Raw genomic sequence first — 13,663 nt, 5'->3', positions numbered from 1 at the left:
CAAGCAGTGGTGGTGCCCGCAACGAGGCCGGTCCCGGGTATCGAAACAGGGGAAAGGACGCAATGTTCTACTGGCTGCTGAAGTACGTCTTGGTGGGGCCGCTGATGCATCTCATCAACCGGCCGAAGGTTGAGGGCGTCGAGAACATTCCCGCCAAGGGCGCGGCCATTCTGGCCGGCAACCATCTGTCCTTCACGGACTGGCTGTTCACCCCGTTGATGAGCCCGCGCCGGATCACCTATCTGGCCAAGGCCGAATACTTCACCACCCCGGGTCTCAAGGGCCGGCTGCAGAAGTTCTTCTTCTCCGGCACCGGCCAGTACCCGATCGACCGGTCCGGTGCGGACGCGGCCGAATCCGCCCTCAACACCGCGCGCAAGCTGCTCGGCGAGGGCCGCCTGGTCGGGCTCTACCCCGAAGGCACCCGCTCCCCGGATGGTCGCCTCTACAAGGGCAAGACCGGTGTGGCACGCCTCGCCCTGGAGACCGGAGTGCCGGTGATCCCGGTAGCCCTGATCGGCACCGACGAGGTGTGCCCGCCCGGCCCCTTCCGCTGGCGCCCGCGCAAGGTCACCGTGAAATTCGGTGCGCCCATCGACTTCTCGCGCTACGAGGGCATGGGCGGCAACCGCTTCGTCGAGCGCGCCGTCACCGACGAGATCATGTACGAGCTCATGCGGATGGGCGACCAGGAGTACGTGGACGTCTACGCCGCCTCCCTGAAGAAGGGCGTCCCCTCCGGCAGCCGCCCCGACGAGGACCGCATCCCGCAGACCATGGCGGGCTGACACCCACCCCGAACCACACGGGCCCCGAGCGAATTCACTCGGGGCCCGTTGTCGTCCGGGGCTACTCTCGTGCCATGGAGCGGGGTGTGGTCGAGTCCTTCGACGCCGAACAGGGTTGGGGCGTCATCACTTCGAAGGCGTTGCCGGACGGCGAGGCCGCCTGGGTGCACTTCTCCGCCATCGACGGAACCGGCTTCCGCGCCCTGACCGCGGGCGACCGGGTCGAGTTCAAGTTCCGCCCCGCCAACCAGGACGGGTACCACTACGTCGTCACCCGAGTCCGGAAGCTCTGACCCGCTAGGACGCCTGGATCCGCCGATACGCCTCGATGGCCTCGAACTTCGCCAGGTTGTGCCGGGCGTCGGCGAGCGCGTCGTGCGCGTCCTTCGGGACCGGCGGCAGCGGCGGGCGGCCGTGCTGGTCCCAATGCTGGCGCAGCTCATTGGTGTAGCGGGGCAGCGCGTTGGGCAGGTCGACCATGGAACCCCACAGCTGGCACAGCGCCACGTGGTCGTAGGCCCCGACCCAGGCCCACAGTTCGGGTTCGACGCCGGCGCGCGGGACCAGGAACTTGTAGAGGTCGTCGCGAATGCGCTGGCGGGAGCGCCATAGCGGGGACGAGGGCGGCGGTAGCTTCGGCAGGACGTTGCGGCGGACGAACGGCCCGGCCTTCTCGGGGTCGAATTCGGTGGAGACCGCGTAGAACTCGCGTCCGTCCTCGCAGACCACCGCGATGGAGACGAGGTCGATGACGGTCCCGTCCTCGATGAATTCCGAATCGTAAAAGTACCGCAGTGAGATGGGTCTCTCCTGACCTCGAGCTCGGGGTTTGGGTCCGGGCTGATCATACGACCACCCGGTGTGAGCAATCCCAGCCCTGGGGGTGGTCCACCGCACCAAGGTCGATCCGTATTCTGAACGGGTGAACTGGACCGTCGACGTACCGATCGATCGCTTGCCGGAACTTCCTCCGCTGCCCGCCGAGCTGCGTCGGCGCCTCGACACCGCACTCGCTCGTCCCGCGCTGCAGCAGCCGTCCTGGGATCCCGAGCAGGCCGCCAAGATGCGCACCGTGCTCGAGAGCGTACCGCCCATCTGCGTACCCGCCGAGGTCGAGGAGCTACGGCTGCGTCTGGCCGAGGTGGCCCGCGGTGAAGCCTTCCTCATGCAGGGCGGCGACTGCGCGGAGACCTTCGCCGACAACACGGAGCCGCACATCCGCGGCAATATCCGCACCCTGCTGCAGATGGCCGTGGTGCTCACCTACGGCGCGAGCCTGCCGGTGGTGAAGGTGGCGCGGATCGCGGGTCAGTACGCGAAACCGCGCTCGTCCGACACCGATTCGCTGGGCCTCAAGTCCTACCGCGGTGACATGGTGAACTCGCTCGTCGCCGAGGACGCGCTGCGCGTGCACGATCCGTCGCGCCTGGTCCGCGCCTACGCCAACGCGTCGGCGGCCATGAACCTGGTGCGCGCGCTCACCTCCGCCGGCATGGCCGACCTGCACAAGGTGCACGACTGGAACCGCGAGTTCGTCGCGCAGTCCCCGGCCGGCGCCCGCTACGAGCAGATGGCCACCGAGATCGATCGCGCGCTCGCCTTCATGAAGGCCTGCCGCGTCAACGATCCGAACCTGTCGAGCGCCCGCCTCTACGCCAGTCACGAGGCGCTGGTCCTCGACTACGAGCGCGCCATGCTGCGCCTGAGCGAGCACCCGGTCTCGGGTGAGCCGGTGCTGTACGACCTTTCGGCGCACTTCCTGTGGATCGGTGAGCGCACCCGCCAGCTCGACGGCGCGCACGTCGCCCTGGCCGAGCTGATCGCCAACCCGATCGGCCTCAAGATCGGCCCGACCACCACGCCCGAGCAGGCCGTGGAATACGTCGAGCGGCTGGACCCCAACAACGAGCCCGGCCGCCTGACCCTGGTGGCTCGCATGGGCAACGGCAAGGTCCGCGACGTGCTGCCCCCGATCATCGAGAAGGTGCAGGCCACCGGCCACCAGGTGATCTGGCAGTGCGACCCCATGCACGGCAACACCCACGAGTCCTCGACCGGCTACAAGACCCGCCACTTCGACCGCATCGTCGACGAGGTCCAGGGCTTCTTCGAGGTGCACCACGCGCTGGGCACCCACCCGGGCGGCCTGCACATCGAGCTCACCGGTGAGAACGTCACCGAATGCCTCGGTGGCGCGCAGGACATCTCGGACCTCAACCTGGAAGAGCGCTACGAGACCGCCTGCGACCCGCGCCTGAACACCCAGCAGTCGCTGGAGCTGGCGTTCCTGGTCGCGGAGATGCTGCGCTGAGAACTCACGCTCTGTAGGAGAGCCCGGACCGTTCGAAACGGTCCGGGCTCTTTCGTATCCAAGAGTGACAAGTGATTTCGCTGCTATCGGGGTAACTCATCGGGTACGGCCACAATGGTTTCGGCACTTTGCCGTGGTCCGGATGCGGGACGGTTGACGGCTCTCCGCTGTCCGCTGAAGTCGCGGGGAGGCGGCTACGGTATCGCTACGAGGGTGATCGTGGAGCCCGGTTCGACCGCGTCGCCCGGGGCGGTGCTCTGCGAGATGATGATCGAGCTGTCGTTGCTGGCCAGCTGTCGCACGGTGACCGAGAGTCCCATTCCCTGTAGCTTGCTGCGAGCGGCGGAGACATTGGAGCCCAAGAGGTTCGGCATCTCGAGTGCGCTGTTGACGATCAGCACCACACCGCTGCCGGATTCGGCGCTGGTGCCCGCGGCGGGATCGGTGCCGACCACCTGGCCGGGTTTGATCTTGGCGTCGTACTGGTCCCGGGTGGAGCTGACGGTGAGCCCGGCCTTCTGCAGGGCCGTCTTGGCCTCGTCCTCGGTCTTGCCCTTCACGTCGGGCACCTTGACCGGCTGGGATCCCTTGCTGCGGTAGACCTTCACCTGCGCGTTGGCGGGGAGTACGGTGCCGGGGCCCGGATCCACCTTGGCGAGGCTGCCTTTCGGGGCGGTGCTGCCGATCTCGCCGCTGTCGACGGGGGTCAGTCCGGCGTCTCTGATGGCCTTGTTGACCGACTGCAGGTCCTGTCCCGCTTGCACATCCGGCACTTTCGGCTTACCGCTGGAGACCAGCACCGCCACCAGCGAGCCCTTGGTGACTCTGGTCCCGGCGGCGGGATCGGTGCCGACCACATTGCCGACCGGGATGGTGTCCGACGCCTTGTTGCGGGTCTCGGTCTTGAAGCCCGCGTCCTTCAGGGCGGTGATCGCTTTATCGGTGTTCATCCCCGCGATGGACGGCACCGCCGAATATCTGCCGACCCCGAGCCACCAGCCGCCGATGCCGAGCAGCACCGCCAGCGCGAGCACGATGCTCAACCAGATGATCACCTTGCGCCGCGACTTGCCGCGGTCCTCGATCAGATCCGATTGATAGCCATGGTTGTTCGGCGGTCCGGACTGCTGCGGCGCGTACTCGGTGGGCGGATAGTCGGCGGGCAGCTCGCGCGCCGCCGTCATGACTCTGGTGTGTTGCGCCTGGGGCACACGCAATGTCGCCGGGTCCACCCGCATGGTCGGCGGGTCGGCGGGCAGGCGGGTGGTCAGATCCGCCGCGCCCGGAATGGGCCGCGAGGGCGGATGCAGCGGCGCGGCCGGTGCGGGCGTGGGCCCGACCCGGTACTTGGCGCTGAGATGCTCGGCCGACTCGGTGGGCGCGGGCACCCGGTACTCGGGCAGCTGCAGTTCCCGTGCGATGCGCCGCAGTTCGCCCGCCATCTCGGTGGCGTTGGCGTAGCGGTGCATGGGTTCGCGGGCGGTGGCGTGGGCGACCAGCTCGTCGATCTCGGGCGGGATGCCGGTGATGAACCGGCTCGGGCTCGGCACGTCCTTCTCGACCCGCTGCAATGCGATGGACAGTGAGTTGTCGCCGGTGAACGGGGTACGGCCGGTGAGCATTTCGAAGATGAGCACGCCCGCGGAGTACACGTCGCTGCGCGCGTCGGCGGTGCCGCTGGTCACCTGTTCGGGGGAGAGATAGGCGGCCGTGCCGAGAATCACGCTGTCCGAGGTGATCTTGGCCTCGGCGACCGCGCGCACCAGCCCGAAGTCGGCGATCTTCACCTCGCCGGAATCGGAGATGAGCACGTTCTCCGGCTTGATGTCGCGGTGCACCAGCCCGGCGGCGTGCGCCACGCCGATGGCGGCCAGCACGGGCTCGGCGACGGCGCGCACGGCGTGCGGGGGCATGGGCCCGCGCTCGCGCAGCAACTCCCGCAGGGTGCCGCCTTCGACGAGTTCCATGATGAGGAACGGATGGTCGCCGTCCACGCCCTGGTCGTACACCGCGACCAGGGAGGGGTGCTTGAGTTTGGCCACGGCCCGGGCCTCGAGCTCGAAGCGGGTGAGGAATTGCGGGTCGGACGCGAACTTCGGGTCCATCACCTTGATGGCGACCGGTCGATCCAATCTGGTGTCCACCCCCCGGAACACCATGGACATTCCGCCACGCGCGATCGGCGCGTCGATGCGGTAGCGCCCTTCCAGCATCTGGCCGATCAACTGCAACCCTTCCGATTTTCTCGAAGCCGCCCGGCGCGGCTCACCCGATGGTAGTCGCGTCGGGGTGTGATGCGACGGTGGCGACGCGACGGACTACCGTAGTCGGCGTGAGTGCCTTTCCTTGCAGCGAAGACGTCCTGCCGGATTCGGTGACCCTGATCCCGCTGCCCGACGTGGCCGAGCAGCTGGGCATGGTGGTTACGCGGGTGCATCAGATGCTGCGCGACCATCAGATAATCGCGGTGCGCCGCGACGGCGTTGCGGGTATCCCGAAGGAGTTCTTCGACTCCACCGGCGCGGTGGCCAAACACTTGACCGGTCTCATCACGGTCATGCGTGACGGCAAATACACCGATGAAGAAATCCTCCAGTGGGTCTACACCGAGGACGAGACCCTGCCGGGCCGCCCGATCGATGCTCTGCACGGTCCCCTGGCCCGCGAGGTGATCCGCCGAGCGGCCGCCGATCCCTTCTGAGACCGGATCATCTGCGTGCACGGCGGCTGGGCCGCCGTGCACGGCCTGATGCCCAGGGCGACAACTGATTTGGTACCGTGCGGGTGACTCGTCGGGGACATCCAAGAGTTGACCCGCTCCCGACCGCCGGTCCGGTGATTCAGTTGGTGGGCTCCCCGAAGATCGGCAAAAGGCGCGGGGAGGCGGATAAGCATTCCCGTGCGGCAACGCGCAATCGGCGGTGCTGCGGCACCACCGCGCGGCGGGCGAAGACCTCGTAGTCGGCGCGCTCGATCTCGTCGAGGATGCCGCCGTAGAGGGCGGCCGCAGTCCGGATCGCCGGGCGCACCCGCGGTGTGAGCAGATCGATACCGGGGACGGCCCGCCTATAGACACCGCGATTGATCGCGATCAGATGGGCCAGCGCGCGCCGCACCCGCGGCTCGGTCCGCCCCGATTCCCGGCAGTGGAACAGCAGTTCGGCGTCCACGCCGAAGGCCGCCAACTCGTCAGCGGGGAGATACACCCGCCCGCGATCCAGGTCCTCGCCGATGTCCCGCAGGAAGTTGGTGAGCTGGAACGCTTCTCCCAGCGCGGCCGCCGCCGGTTCGGCATCGGCCACCGGGACCACCGTGCCCAGCACCGGCAGCAACTGCAGCCCGATGGCGGCCGCCGAGCCGCGCATGTAGTCGTTCAGCTCGGCCATGGTGGCGTAGCGGTCGCGGTACTGCGGCCCGCCGGGGATGTCCATGCGCATGGAGTCGAGGAACACCCAGAAGTGGTCGGCGGCAATCGAATACCGCCGGATGGTGTCCGACACCGCCAGCAGCACCCGCGCCTCGCGCCCGTCGGATTCCTCGACGGGCGCGTCCACCAGCCGCGCCCGCAGTTCGTGTTCGATCCGATCCAGCTGCGCCGCGGATTCCGCCGCCCGGCCCGCCGCGTCGCTCGCGTCCACGATGTCGTCGACCAGCCGCGCGAAGGCGTACAGCGCGTGCACGGCCGGTCTGCGCTCGGGCTCCAGCAGCCGGGTGGCCAGGAAGTAGGTGCGCCCGTGGGCGGCGGCGATTCGCCGGCAGTCCCGGTAGGCGCGATCGAGTGGCACGGTGGATCGACTCACGCCGGGCCGGGCGCGGCGGTGCCGCTGAACTGATCGGTGGGCGGATGCCGGTCGGTATGGGACTGTGCCGCACGCAGTTTCAGCGGATCCACCTTGCACAGCGACAGCGCCGCCACCACGGCGAAGAAGATGGCCAGCGTGCCGTGCACGATGCTCGACACCGGTGAACCGTCCGGCTGGAAGATCAGCATCAGCCACGTGCACAACCCGACCAGCACCTGCAGCGTCCGGGTGGACAGCGCGAAACCGGCGGCCAGGGCCAGCGGCCACGAGTAGTACCAGGGCAGCGCGGCCGGGGAGAGCACCACGATGGCCACGAACGCGACGAGAATGCCGAACACGGCCACCTTCTCGCTGCTCTTGAACCGCCACCAGGCCCACACCAGCAGGCCCACCATCACCACCGCGCACAGCATGCGCGTCCACGACAGCACCGCGTCCAGCGTCAGCGGGGTCACCCAGGTGACCATGTGCGCCATGATGGTCGGCAGCGACAGCCAGTTGATGATCTTCTTGGACCCCGACAGCGCGGTGAGCCAGCCGAACCAGCTGTTCACCGGCAGCCCCGTGGCCCAGCTGGCCAGGACGAATACGGCCGCGAAGATGGTCACGCCCAGTGCGCTGATCTTCGCGAAGGTCCGGAACGGATGCGGCAGATCGCCCTCGTTCAGCGCGGCGCGGCGTTCGCGTTCGTGAATCATCCAGATCCACACCAGGAATGGCAGCGCCACGCCCGCGGTCGCCTTCACCGCCACGCCGATCGCGACCACCACGATGCCTTCCACGTGCCGGTGCTCGAGCACCAGCGCGATGCCCGCGGCCATCAGGCCGACCATCAGCATCTCGTTGTGGACGCCGCCGATCAGGTGGATCAGCACCAGCGGGTTCAGCACCGCGAGCCACAGCGCGATGGTGGGCTTGCCGCCCAGATGCTTGGTCAGATGCGGGATCGCCCACACCATCAGCACCAGGCCGGGCAGCATGACCAGGCGCAGCGCGATGGTTCCGGCCACCACATTGTCACCGGTGATGGTGGTGATGGCGCGCCCGATGAGCAGGAAGACCGGACCGTAGGGCGCGGTGGTGTAGAGCCAGACGGGGCTCACGTTGTCCAGGACGGTGGCGGCGTTCTGCCCCAGCGCCGACGGACCGAGGGCATACGGGTTGATGTGGTCGCGCAGCATAGCGCCCTGCGCCAGATACGAGTAGGCGTCGCGGCTGAACATGGGGACCGCGAACAGCAGCGGGAAGATCCAGATGCCGACGATGGCGCGCAGCTCGCCCAGCGTCACGGTGGCGCCCGGCTGCTTGCCGATCACGATGCGCCCCAGCCGGACCCACGCGGTGATCATGGCGATGACGCCGAGCCACACGAACACCGACGACAGCACCAGCCCGTGCCCGAAGCGCAGCCACGACAGGTGCATGGCCTCGAGCAGCGGGTCGCTGCGGCGCACGCTGCCCGCGCCGAACCCGCCGAAGGTGATCAGCAGTGCGCCGAAGAATCCGAGGGTGGCCGAGTGGCCCTGCGGGCTGCGGGTGAAGTCGGAGGCCAGGCGCAACCAGTGCTGGGTGGCGGTGGCCGCGGCGTCGGACGATGCGCTGCCGGGGGTGGCCGACGATGCCGTGCCGGGGGCGGCAGGCGGTTCGGCCTGCGCGACAGCGCGGACGGTCCGCGTGGCTGTGCTGCTCGCGGCGTCCGGTCCGGCGGAGTCCATCTCGGGGGTCGGCATCGGCGGTCGTTCCCCCCGGAAAGGTCGGCGGCGCGGCGGCCGCATGGTTCAGGACGCGGGTCAGTCTAGTGCTTACCCGCCGGTACTACCCGCCCTGGTGGCAAGTGATCGGGGTAGCGGCATGTCGAACGCCGCCCGTGATGCGTTCGGCGGCCAGTTTCCCGGAGAGCAGGACGGTCGGCACGCCGACGCCGGGCACGGTTCCCGAGCCCGCCAGCACCACATTCGCGCGGCCCCGCACCAGGTTTCGGGTCCGGAAGGGACCGGTCTGCCGGAACAGGTGCGCGGCCGCGAACGGGGTGCCCGCGATCATGCCCGCGGCCCGCCAGGTGCGCGGGGTGTCGACGTGGTCGATCCGGAAGTGCTCCGAAATCCCTTGGTAGCCGCGCTCTTCCAGGGTCTGCAGGAGTTCGCGCAGGTAGAAGGGGGTGAGCTGGTCCCAGCCGAGCGGCGCGGCAGCCAGATTCGGGCAGGGGGTCAGCAGGGAGAGCGGTTCGTAGCGCGCGGTGTCGCGCAGATGGCCCGCCTCGTCGATGTGTTGTTCGGCACGGTCGATGTAGAGCGAGGGATCGGTGAGCGCGGGCCGGGTGAGCAGCAGCGAGGGATCGCTCATCAGCCGTCCGCGGCCGGGCCGGGCCGCGATCTCGGTGAAGGTCTTGTCCCATTCGGCCCCGAAGTCGATGGTGTGATGCGCCTGCACCGGCCAGGTCCGCGCCACCTCGGCGGGAATCGTGCCGTGCGCCACCACCGCCGACGGCGAGGCCCGCAGCCCGCGCCGGTGCCGCAGGCCGAAGCGCGGCAGCGACCCGATGTCGGCGGTCACCACGACCGCGTCGCAGTCGAAGACGCGTCCGTCCGCGGTCCGCACCGCCTCGGCCCGCTTGCCCCGGTAGTCGATGCCGATCACGTCGGCATTCAGCTCGAGCGTTCCGCCCGCGGCCGTGAACGCGCGCGCGAGCGCCTGCGCGACCGCCCGCATGCCGCCCTCCGGGTAGTAGACGCCCAGGCAGGTGTCCATGTAGGGAATCGCGCCGTACACCCCGAGCGCCTGGCTGGGGGCCGTCCCCGCGAACAGCGCCTGGAAGCTGAACAGCCGCGCGACCTGCGAGTCCCGCACGATCGCGCCGACTTTGGGCCCGAGTCGCCCGAAAGCGCCCAGCCGCACCAGTTTCGCCAGCGCCGCCCGCTTCTCGGGCATCCGCACCATGTCCAGCGGCGAATCGAAGTTGGTGTCCATGAACTGCCCGAACTCGGCCTCGTACACCGCGCGCAGCCAGCCGCGCAGTCGCCGGTAGCGGTGCGCCGTTTTCGGCCCGCGCACCCGCTCGACCTCCTCGGCCATCTGCTCCTCGTCGGAGTAGACGCCGATCACCGACCCGTCCGCGAACCGCGCCCGATACGCGGGCGCTATCTCCAGAATCCGCAGCCCCACCGATTCCCGGGTGTGCCCGACCACCCCGAGCGCCTCGTCGATCAGCTCCGGCAGCGTGAGAATGGTCGCCCCGGAATCGATCTCGTAATCCGGCCCCCGGTACAACCCGACCCGCCCACCGGCATGATCGGCCCGCTCCAGCACGGTCACCTGCCGCCCGGCCGCCACCAGATGCAGCGCCGCCGCCAGCCCGGACAACCCCGCACCCACCACGACGACCCGATCGCTCGGCCCCGCAACAGTTTTCATGCCACCACTTCTTCTCTGTCTGCCGCTCGAGCGCTCGGGATCAGTAGGAGCGTGCGGTGGCGGCCAGCGCCATGGCGCGCAATTGCCGCTTGGCCTCGGAGGTCGCGGTGCTCGCGTCCAGTGCGGTCAACGCCTGGTCGGTGAGTGAGCTGATGCGCTTCTCCACCGCGTCGACCGCGCCGAGTTCGGTGATGGCCGTGCGCAATTCGGTGACGCGCTCGGGTGTGACATCGGTGCCGAGGCTGGTCCGGATGAGGTCGGCGACGGCCGGGGCGTCGACGTCGGCGCGCTGCAGGGCCTCGGCGATGAGGACGGTGCGCTTGCCCTCGCGCAGGTCGTCGCCGGAGGGCTTGCCGGTGACGGCCGGGTCGCCGAAGACGCCGAGCAGGTCGTCGCGCAGCTGGAAGGCGATGCCGATGTCGGTGCCGAATTCGCGGTAGGCGGCGATGAGCTCGGGGGAGGCGTCGGCCAGCGCCGCGCCCATGTGCAGCGGCCGCTCGATGGTGTAGGCCGCGGTCTTGTAGCGGTTGATGCGCAGCGCCGCCTCGACCGATTCGTCCCCGGCGGACTCGCCGTGGATGTCGAGCAGCTGCCCGCCCAGCACCTCGGTGCGCATGGCCGCCCACACCGGCGCGAACCGGGCGGCGGCGTCGGCGGGCAGTCCGGCGTCGCGGGTCATGTCGTCGGCCCAGGCCAGCGCCAGATCGCCGATGAGGACGGCGACGCTGACCCCGTAGTGATCGGAGTCACCGCGCCAGCGCTGATCCCGGTGCCGCTGTTCGTAATCCACGTGCACGGTCGGGAAGCCGCGGCGGGTGCGCGAGGAATCGATGATGTCGTCGTGGATCAGCGCGCACGCCTGCACCAGCTCCAGCGCCGAACAGGCGGTGAGCACCGCGTCGGCGTCCGCGTCGTCCACGCTGCGGCCCGCGCCCAGCCACCCCGTCCACGCGAACGAGGGCCGGGTGCGCTTGCCGCCCCGGATCACGAAGTCCTGCAAGGCCCGTGCCGCGTCCACGAACACCGGTCCGAGCGGCTCCACGATCGGACCCCGGGTCTCGAAGAAGGCATTGAGCCGTTCCTCCACGGCGGCGACGACAGAGCCCGTGCCGACCGGGTGGCGGGTCGGGGTACCAGGTCCGGCGGACAGGGGAGCCTCCTTGGTGCGCGCGATTATCGAGCCTGCCGCCGCGATATCTCTCCGTACGACATCTCTCCGTACGACGAGGGAGTGGTTGCCATATCGCGGGCGAAGCCCAGCGGTCCCGACTCTACCGACCACGCAGTCCCCGTCGGCAATCGGTCGGGTCGGGTCCGGTCCCACCTGCTGGGATAAGCCCAGGTCGGGGTCCGGTGCCTCGCGCGCCCCCGTAAAATGTCCGCGTGAGTTTCGACAATGTACGGGGATATTCGACCCCTGGCCGAGTTTCCCGCACACCCCAAGTGTCCGGAACTCGCTCCGTGGTCCAGCAGTTGGGCCCGCGTCCCGACGGGTCGGTCCCGTTCTCGGTCGAGTTCAATCCGCCGCGCGACGCCGCCGGCGAGGCGCGCCTGTGGCGCGCCGCCCGCGAATTCGAGCGGCTGCACCCGGCGTTCGTGTCCATGACCTACGGCGCGGGCGGTTCCACCCGCGACCGCACCATCCGGATCACCGGTCAGCTGGCCAGTGAGACCACCCTGCTCACGGTCGCGCACCTGACCGCGGTCGATCACTCGGTCGCCGAGCTGCGTTCGATCGTCGGCGCCTACGCCGATTCGGGCATCCGCAATCTGCTGGTGCTGCGCGGCGATCCGCCGGGCGATGTGCTGGGGGAGTGGGTCAAGCACCCCGAGGGCGTCGAGTACGCCGACGAACTGGTCCGCATGGTGCGCGAGCTGGGCGACTTCCACGTGGGCGTGGCCTCGTTCCCGCAGGGCCACCCGCGCTCGGGCGACCTCGACGAGGACACCCGCTACCTGTGCGCGAAACTGCGTGCGGGCGCGGAGTATTCGATCACCCAGATGTTCTTCGATCCGGAGCACTATCTGCGCCTGCGGGATCGGGTCATCGCGTGCGATCCGGTCGAGGGCGCCAAGCCGATCATCCCGGAGCTGATGCCGATCACCTCGCTGCGCACCGTGGAGCGCGCGGTCGAGCTGTCGGGCCGGGATCTGCCCGCCAAGGTGATGGAACGTCTGCGGAAGGCCGCGGGCGACGGTCCGGAGGAGAACCGCGCGGCGGTCCGCGAGGTCGGCATCGAGATCGCCACCGAGATCGCCGAAACCCTCATCGCCGAGGGCGCGCCCTGCCTGCATTTCATCACCCTGAATTTCGCCAAGGCCACCAGCGAAGTGCTGGCGAACCTCGGCTACACCATGTCCCCGGCGCCGGCCGCGGTCCGATAGCCGCGGCGGCAAGGCACAGGTTTGCGGATCCGCTGAACAAGTGACCGGCATGCCGGACGAAATGTCTGGTTTTCGCTGGTCAGCGGAGTAGCGTTCCCCCCGACTCGTGACCTCGAGGGGAGCCACCCATGTCCGTGTTCCACCACCTCGTCCGTGTCGCAGGCGCTTTCGGCGTTTGCGCGGTGTTCGCCGCCGCCGGCCCGGCAACCCTCGCGGGACCGGCCGCCGCGGCGCCCGCCGATTCGGCCCCCGCCGGCGTTCCCGCGCCCGCGACCGCCACGCCCGCGAATGCCGCGGCCGCCGCCGCGCTGGCGGCGATCACCGCCGCGGGCAATGCCTTCGCCGGAACCGACAGCGGTACCGGCACCACCGCCAGGTCCGAGACCGCCGCCCCGTCGGACTGGCTCTCGGCCTACGGCCAGACCGTCGACGGCCTGCAGGCCCTGGGCATCCAGCCGTTCCTGTTCCCGACCGCGGCCCCCTTCTGCCTCGGCGGCACCACCCTCGGGCTGGCCCCGGCGGTCGCGGGCACCATCCCCGGCCCGTGGCCCCGCTACGCCGTTTCCATTCCCGGACTGGACCTTTCGGCGGTGAAGGCGGGCCAGACCATGTTCGCCTTCGTCCCCTACGGCATCACTCCCGACGGCGCGGACACCTCGGGCATGCAGGTCGCCTGGTTCAACCTCAGCAGCGGCCGCGGCGGCCTGGTCCCCATGGGCCCGCTGAGTCAGGTCCTCAACGCCATGATCCCGCCGCAGGTCCCGAACGAGTTGCGCCCCATGGTCGAACAGGCCGTCCGCGACTACTTCACCGCCGCCCTGCCCGTCGGCGGCGTCCGCGCCGTCCCGGTCAACACCGGCTCCGGCAGCGTGCTGGCCGCCATGTTCGGCACCGTCCGCAACGGCGCCACCACCTGCCTGTTCCTGCCGACCGTCGGCCTGACCACCGTCCCCTGACCGTCCCGC

General features: G+C 69.5%; 12 protein-coding genes. 6 read left to right on the top strand and 6 right to left on the bottom strand.

From position 1 onward, the window contains the following. The first annotated feature begins 62 nt into the window (after positions 1-62). Both GPX89_RS33690 and GPX89_RS33685 read left to right on the top strand, forming a co-directional pair. Positions 63-788, top strand: a complete 726-nt coding sequence (locus tag GPX89_RS33690) for a lysophospholipid acyltransferase family protein (protein WP_157391760.1) — start codon at positions 63-65, stop codon at positions 786-788. A 74-nt stretch (positions 789-862) separates the two neighbouring features. Continuing rightward, positions 863-1,081, top strand: a complete 219-nt coding sequence (locus tag GPX89_RS33685) for a cold-shock protein (RefSeq protein ID WP_157391759.1) — start codon at positions 863-865, stop codon at positions 1,079-1,081. A gap of 4 nt (positions 1,082-1,085) precedes the next feature. Here the strand turns inward: GPX89_RS33685 and GPX89_RS33680 are convergent, their stop codons facing one another. Continuing rightward, entirely contained in the window at positions 1,086-1,583 is a 498-nt protein-coding gene (locus GPX89_RS33680; protein ID WP_157391906.1) for a polyadenylate-specific 3'-exoribonuclease AS, read from the bottom strand. Between the two features lie 127 nt (positions 1,584-1,710). On the opposite strand from GPX89_RS33680, the gene GPX89_RS33675 reads away from it, so the two are divergent. Beyond that, positions 1,711-3,099: a class II 3-deoxy-7-phosphoheptulonate synthase gene (locus GPX89_RS33675; RefSeq protein ID WP_328602610.1), complete on the top strand. Its 1,389-nt coding sequence runs from the start codon at positions 1,711-1,713 to the stop codon at positions 3,097-3,099. 194 nt (positions 3,100-3,293) lie between these two features. Here the strand turns inward: GPX89_RS33675 and GPX89_RS33670 are convergent, their stop codons facing one another. After that, on the bottom strand, positions 3,294-5,324 hold the full coding sequence (locus GPX89_RS33670; RefSeq protein WP_198347730.1) for a Stk1 family PASTA domain-containing Ser/Thr kinase: 2,031 nt from the start codon (positions 5,322-5,324) through the stop codon (positions 3,294-3,296). 107 nt (positions 5,325-5,431) lie between these two features. On the opposite strand from GPX89_RS33670, the gene GPX89_RS33665 reads away from it, so the two are divergent. Continuing rightward, on the top strand, positions 5,432-5,800 hold the full coding sequence (locus GPX89_RS33665) for an Rv2175c family DNA-binding protein (protein ID WP_328602609.1): 369 nt from the start codon (positions 5,432-5,434) through the stop codon (positions 5,798-5,800). A gap of 139 nt (positions 5,801-5,939) precedes the next feature. On the opposite strand, the gene GPX89_RS33660 is transcribed toward GPX89_RS33665, so the two are convergent. The 4 genes from GPX89_RS33660 to GPX89_RS33645 all read right to left on the bottom strand — a co-directional run bounded on the left by GPX89_RS33660 (position 5,940) and on the right by GPX89_RS33645 (position 11,487). Further along, complete coding sequence (locus tag GPX89_RS33660; protein ID WP_328602608.1) at positions 5,940-6,884, bottom strand: phytoene/squalene synthase family protein; 945 nt, start codon at positions 6,882-6,884, stop codon at positions 5,940-5,942. 11 nt (positions 6,885-6,895) lie between these two features. After that, positions 6,896-8,632, bottom strand: coding sequence for an alpha-(1->6)-mannopyranosyltransferase A (locus tag GPX89_RS33655; protein ID WP_235948729.1), 1,737 nt, complete (start codon positions 8,630-8,632; stop codon positions 6,896-6,898). An 85-nt stretch (positions 8,633-8,717) separates the two neighbouring features. Next, entirely contained in the window at positions 8,718-10,313 is a 1,596-nt protein-coding gene (gene crtI / locus GPX89_RS33650; protein WP_157391757.1) for a phytoene desaturase family protein, read from the bottom strand. 40 nt (positions 10,314-10,353) lie between these two features. After that, positions 10,354-11,487, bottom strand: a complete 1,134-nt coding sequence (locus tag GPX89_RS33645) for a polyprenyl synthetase family protein (protein WP_407939516.1) — start codon at positions 11,485-11,487, stop codon at positions 10,354-10,356. 269 nt (positions 11,488-11,756) lie between these two features. Here GPX89_RS33645 and GPX89_RS33640 point away from each other — a divergent pair, with 269 nt between their 5' ends. Both GPX89_RS33640 and GPX89_RS33635 read left to right on the top strand, forming a co-directional pair. Continuing rightward, positions 11,757-12,698 carry a methylenetetrahydrofolate reductase gene (locus GPX89_RS33640; RefSeq protein WP_328602638.1) on the top strand — a complete coding sequence of 314 codons (942 nt, stop codon included), beginning with the start codon at positions 11,757-11,759 and terminating at the stop codon, positions 12,696-12,698. 128 nt (positions 12,699-12,826) lie between these two features. Further along, positions 12,827-13,654 carry a hypothetical protein gene (locus GPX89_RS33635; protein ID WP_157391756.1) on the top strand — a complete coding sequence of 276 codons (828 nt, stop codon included), beginning with the start codon at positions 12,827-12,829 and terminating at the stop codon, positions 13,652-13,654. Positions 13,655-13,663 lie beyond the last annotated feature (9 nt).

This window comes from Nocardia terrae (assembly GCF_009760405.1).
In the GTDB taxonomy this organism is placed as follows: Bacteria; Actinomycetota; Actinomycetes; order Mycobacteriales; family Mycobacteriaceae; genus Nocardia; species Nocardia terrae.
Note: the sequence above shows the minus strand (reverse complement) of the source record. Positions and strands in the feature narration are given on the sequence as shown.